General features: G+C 46.1%; 5 protein-coding genes. All 5 read left to right on the top strand.

Annotated features, from left to right (window positions below; translation table 11 throughout):
• Positions 1 to 9 precede the first annotated feature (9 nt).
• Genes ACW12G_RS06070 through ACW12G_RS06050 form a run of 5 tightly spaced genes read left to right on the top strand, consistent with a single transcriptional unit; the run spans position 10 to position 5,086 of the window.
• A complete protein-coding gene (locus ACW12G_RS06070) occupies positions 10 to 105 on the top strand; it encodes a potassium-transporting ATPase subunit KdpA (protein WP_455647516.1) in 96 nt (31 codons plus the stop codon).
• Positions 106 to 115: 10 nt separating this feature from the next.
• On the top strand, positions 116 to 2,131 hold the full coding sequence (kdpB, locus tag ACW12G_RS06065; protein WP_455647515.1) for a potassium-transporting ATPase subunit KdpB: 2,016 nt from the start codon (positions 116 to 118) through the stop codon (positions 2,129 to 2,131).
• 8 nt (positions 2,132 to 2,139) lie between these two features.
• Positions 2,140 to 2,688: a potassium-transporting ATPase subunit C gene (locus tag ACW12G_RS06060; protein WP_289967007.1), complete on the top strand. Its 549-nt coding sequence runs from the start codon at positions 2,140 to 2,142 to the stop codon at positions 2,686 to 2,688.
• Positions 2,689 to 2,700: 12 nt separating this feature from the next.
• On the top strand, positions 2,701 to 4,149 hold the full coding sequence (locus ACW12G_RS06055) for a DUF4118 domain-containing protein (RefSeq protein WP_455647514.1): 1,449 nt from the start codon (positions 2,701 to 2,703) through the stop codon (positions 4,147 to 4,149).
• A complete protein-coding gene (locus ACW12G_RS06050; protein ID WP_455647513.1) occupies positions 4,100 to 5,086 on the top strand; it encodes a sensor histidine kinase in 987 nt (328 codons plus the stop codon). The genes ACW12G_RS06055 and ACW12G_RS06050 overlap by 50 nt, the downstream gene beginning before the upstream one ends.
• Positions 5,087 to 5,135 lie beyond the last annotated feature (49 nt).

Here is a 5,135-nt window from a genome sequence, read left to right as displayed (position 1 = left end):
CTCTTTGCCGTGTTATTGTTAGTGATTATTTTATTGATTGGGGCATTGAATTTTGTGCCAGCCCTTATTTTGGGGCCAATTACCGATTTTCTCACGGCAAGGTAAGGAGAATCTGATGGAAAATATTTTTCTAGCAGTGAAAAAGTTAGCACCACAAGTTCAAATCAACAATCCAGTCATGTTTGTTGTCTATGTTGGCGCGATTTTATTAACCGTTATTGATGGGGTGAACGCCGTTACGGGGATGAACTATCAGTCATTGGGTTATGACGTGGCGATTACGCTTATTTTATGGGTGACGGTGTTGTTTGCCAATTATGCGGATGCTGTAGCAGAAGGGCGTGGTCGTGCGCAAGCTGAAAGCCTGAAGAAGTCCCGTCATGCCGTGCCGGCACATCGGCTTGAGAAAAATGGGCAGGCTGTTGATGTGACTTCTGATGCGCTACAACCTGGTGATATTGTCCAGGTGGTGGCCGGTGAAGTGATCCCGATGGATGGGGAAGTCATTTTAGGTACTGCTGCGGTGGATGAAAGTGCCATTACCGGCGAATCGTCACCGGTGATTCGTGAAGCCGGTGGGGATCGGAGTTCAGTCACTGGTGGGACAACTGTTTTATCGGACAACTTACAGATTAAGATTACAGCCCGGGCTGGCGAAAGTTTCCTGGATCAAATGATTCACATGATTGAGGGGGCTAAGCGTCAGAAAACGCCTAACGAAAGTGCGCTGCAGATTTTATTGGTGACATTGACGATTATATTCCTGATTGTCGTGGCAACCTTATTACCTTTTAGTCAGTTTGCTAATGACAAAGCAGCTATCCAAACGATTACGATTACTAATCTAGCGGCTTTGTTGGTGTGTCTGGCCCCCACTACAATTGGTGCCTTGTTGTCGGCCATCGGTATTTCGGGGATGAGTCGTTTAAATCAAGAAAATGTGTTGGCTAAAAGTGGTCGCGCTATTGAAGCTGCTGGGGATGTGGATATCTTACTATTAGATAAAACCGGTACGATTACCTTAGGGAATCGTCAAGCCGTGACTTTTAAACCCATTCAGGGCGTTTCTGAGCATGACTTGGCCGAAGCTGCCTGGCTGGCATCAATGGCGGACGAGACACCAGAAGGACGCAGTGTGGTCAATTTAGCACGGGATACGTACCAGATCACGACCGACGAGAATCAAATGAGCAAGCCCGTATTTGTTCCGTTTTCAGCAGCAACTCGAATGAGCGGGGTCGATATTCAGACAGACCATTATCGTAAGGGTGCGGCTGATTCAGTGCAGCACTACATCGTGTCATTAGGGGCGAGCTGGCCAGATGAGGCGACCGCTTGCGCAGAAGCAATCGCCAAAAATGGTGGGACACCTTTGATTGTGACTAAAAATACCATTGTCTTAGGCGTGATTGACCTCAAAGATATTGTCAAGCCAGGCGTGCGAGAGCAGTTTAAAGCCTTGCGCAAGATGGGCATTAAATCGGTTATGATTACCGGTGATAATCCGTTAACAGCGGCTGCCATTGCCGCCGAAGCTGGTGTAGACGACTATATTGCCCAAGCCGTTCCTGAGTCCAAATTAGCCGTGATTAAAAAGTATCAACAAGCCGGCCATTTAGTTGCCATGACTGGGGATGGCACCAACGATGCCCCGGCCTTAGCACAAGTCGATGTTGCGGTGGCGATGAATACAGGGACAGTTGCTGCCAAGGAGGCGGGTAATATGATTGATTTAGATTCTAGTCCAACCAAACTGATTAAAATTGTGGCAGTGGGTAAGCAACTGTTGATGACACGTGGCGCTTTGACAACTTTTAGTATCACGAATGATCTCGCTAAATATTTTGCAATTTTACCAGCTTTATTTGTTGGACTCTATCCACAATTGGCGGTCCTTAATTTTATGCACTTAACCAGTCCTAAAACAGCAATTTTAGCTGCACTACTCTACAATGCTTTAATCATTATTGGCTTAATTCCGGTTGCCTTGCGGGGTGTTCGCTATCGTGAATTAGGGGCTGAGCAGTTACTGCGACAGAATTTGCTGGTATATGGTTTGGGTGGTATTTTCTTTCCGTTTGTTGTCATCAAAATATTCGACATGATCTTAACGATTATTGGCGTGAAGTGAGGTAAAATATGTTTAAGGTAATATGCAGGCAAGCGGGTCGCTTGCTTCTGATACTGAGTGCTTGTGCTGTGCTTTACACTGGGGTGAGTACCCTGTTGGTACAGGTTTTGTTGCCAACCCAAGCGCAAGGGCGCTTGATCATGAAAAACAATCACCTTGTGGGTTCAGCACTTGTTGGTCAAACCACGACCAATCCGGCATTATTCATTGGACGTCCGACCGTTGTCTCCAATCTTAGCGCCGTCAGCGCGGCCGAAAAACAGGCCGTTGCCAAACGTGTCACTTGGTGGCATCAACTTGATCCGCATAACCAGCAAGCGGTACCAGTTGATTTGGTGACTGGCTCAGCTGGCGGCACGGATCCTTATATTAGTTTGGCCGGGGCCAATTACCAACGGCAACGCGTTGCCCGTGCCAACCATTTATCGTTAGCGACCGTCAATCAGTTGATTGCAGCCCAAACAACGAGCGTTTTTGCCAATTGGTTTGGGGAACCGGCAGTAAACGTTGTCACTTTGAACATTGCGCTCCAGCAGCTGGTTGCGCAAACCAAGTAAATTGAGGAAACTATGGTTAAAAGCTCTGAAGCATGGCTACAAGACATTGTGGCGCAACGACGTGGTCGTTTAAAAATATTTCTTGGCTATGCTGCAGGCGTTGGGAAAACCTACCGAATGCTGGAGGAGGCCCATACGCGGCTGGCTGCCGGGGATGATGTGGTCATTGGGCACGTTGAATCGTATGATCGCGCGGCTACTACTGATCTCATAGTAGGGTTTGAGCAAATCCCGGAACACCTCAATGTTAGCCAACCGACGCTTGTTGGGGAACTCAATGTGCCTGCAGTTATCAAGCGGCAACCAGATGTCGTTTTAGTGGATGAATTGGCACATACTAATGCCGCGTCTTGGAATAAAAAACGCTATCAAGATATTGAAGAAATTTTGACATCGGGTATCAGTGTCTATACCACGATTAATGTCCAGCACATCGAAAGTCTCCATGATCTGGTGGCACAAATCACAGGTGTTGATGTACAAGAAACGGTGCCAGATGCTTGGTTGAAGCAGGCCGATGACATTGAATTAATTGATATTGATCCCAAAGTCCTCTTAAACCGCTTGGCTGCAGGTGTGATTTATCCAGCAACAAAAATCGCCCGGGCACAAGACCATTTTTTTCAGTTACAAAAATTAACCCAGTTGCGTGAAATTGCCCTACAGCAAAGCACGCGACAATTGAGCGAACAGAACGCGCAACAAGGGCAACAAACGCGACACTTTTTGGTAGCGATTAGTCAATCCCCGAGTTCGGACAATGCCATTCGCTGGGCTTATCGGCAAGCCAGTGCGTTTGATGCCCCTTGGACAGTTGTTCATGTCCAGCAGTCAGGTAAAAGTCTGGCACCGGCAGTGCAACGCCACATGAGTTTGGCAAAAAAATTGGGGGCTAAAACCGTTATTTTACAAGGGGACCACATGGTGGCAACGTTGATTGCCTATATCAGAGAAACGCAAGTTGCTAATTTAATTATCGGCAAACACGTCACGCGTGCGTGGTATCAATCTGGCCGTTCAGATATCGAAGACCAAATCCTCATGGCAGTCCCAGCACTGGATATTCAAATTATTCCTAACCGTGATCAGGTGTCGCCTGTCCAACAGCTCTTGACCTGGCCGACAAGATTCAGATTGTCTGTCAAACGACGAGAAGTATGGTTTGCAGTCGGTATGATAGTGGCGGTGACCTTGATTAATGGTTTGATGACTTATGTCACCAGTGATAATGCGCTCAAAATCATGCTTTACTTTGTCGGCATTATCTTTGTATCACGCTTTACCCAGGGCTATATTATCGGGTTAGCCACAACGGCGGTGAGCGTATTGCTTTTTGACTTATTGTTTGTGCAGCCATTTTATTCGTTGCAGTTCTACCAAAATGGGTATGGCATTATCTTTTTGGCGATGTTTGTCACGGCAACAATTTGTTGGCCAAATACCGACACCAGATACGACTAGTCATGAAGTCATGCAATGGGTCTGGCATCATGGCTTGCCAGCTGGTGCAGGGACCGATACATTAGCTGGGAAAAAAACGTTTTATCTCCCTATTGGTTATCAAGGGCATACACTTGCTATTTTGGTTGGCCAAGGTGAAGATTTTACGTTGGCTGACCGGCTCATACTCGACCGTTTTCTGACGCCGTTATCAGCAGCATTAAAAACGTTCTATTTACGCCAAGAAGCGGAAAGACATGCTTTAGAAAAACTTGATGCCCACTTAAAGAGTGATTTATTGCAATCCGTTGCCCATGATTTGCGCACGCCGTTGACGGGTATTTTAGCTAGTACGGCATTATTACGTCAAGATCAAACACTCACACCAGCTAATCAGCACTTATTGACCAATATTAATCATGAGACCAACTGGCTTATTCAAATGATTGAAAATATTTTAACTGTCACACGACTCCAACAGGGGACGATTATGTTTAAAACGACACCAGAATTAGTGGAAGAGTTAATTTTTTCAGCGATTGAGAAATTCAATTGGTTGCATAGTCAAGTGCACATTGATGTGCAATTACCGGATGAAGTCATTTGGATCCAAGCAGAACGTCATATTTTCCAGCAAATGCTGATTAATATTTTTGATAATGCAGTCAAGTATGGCGGACCTGATGTACAGATTCAAGTCTTTGTCACAGTAGCGCATGGGCAAGTTACCGTCACGATTCAAAACGCTGGGCAGCCCTTTACAGTGGCACAATTGACCAAAATTAACCAACAAACACGTCCAAATATCCAACTAGGCGACCAAAAGCGCGGCCTGGGGATTGGTTTATTTTTATGCCAGACCATCGCGAAATTACATCACGGCCGTTTAGTGGCACAAAATTGGCAAGGAGGCGCTGAGATGCAACTAGTCATCCCAGTCAATAGCACAACAGCATGATTAAAAAACAAATCCTGGTGGTTGAAGACGATCAAACAATTCAACGGGT

It is taken from the genome of Leuconostoc sp. (assembly GCF_965300815.1).
This window is presented reverse-complemented; position numbering and strand designations above follow the sequence as displayed.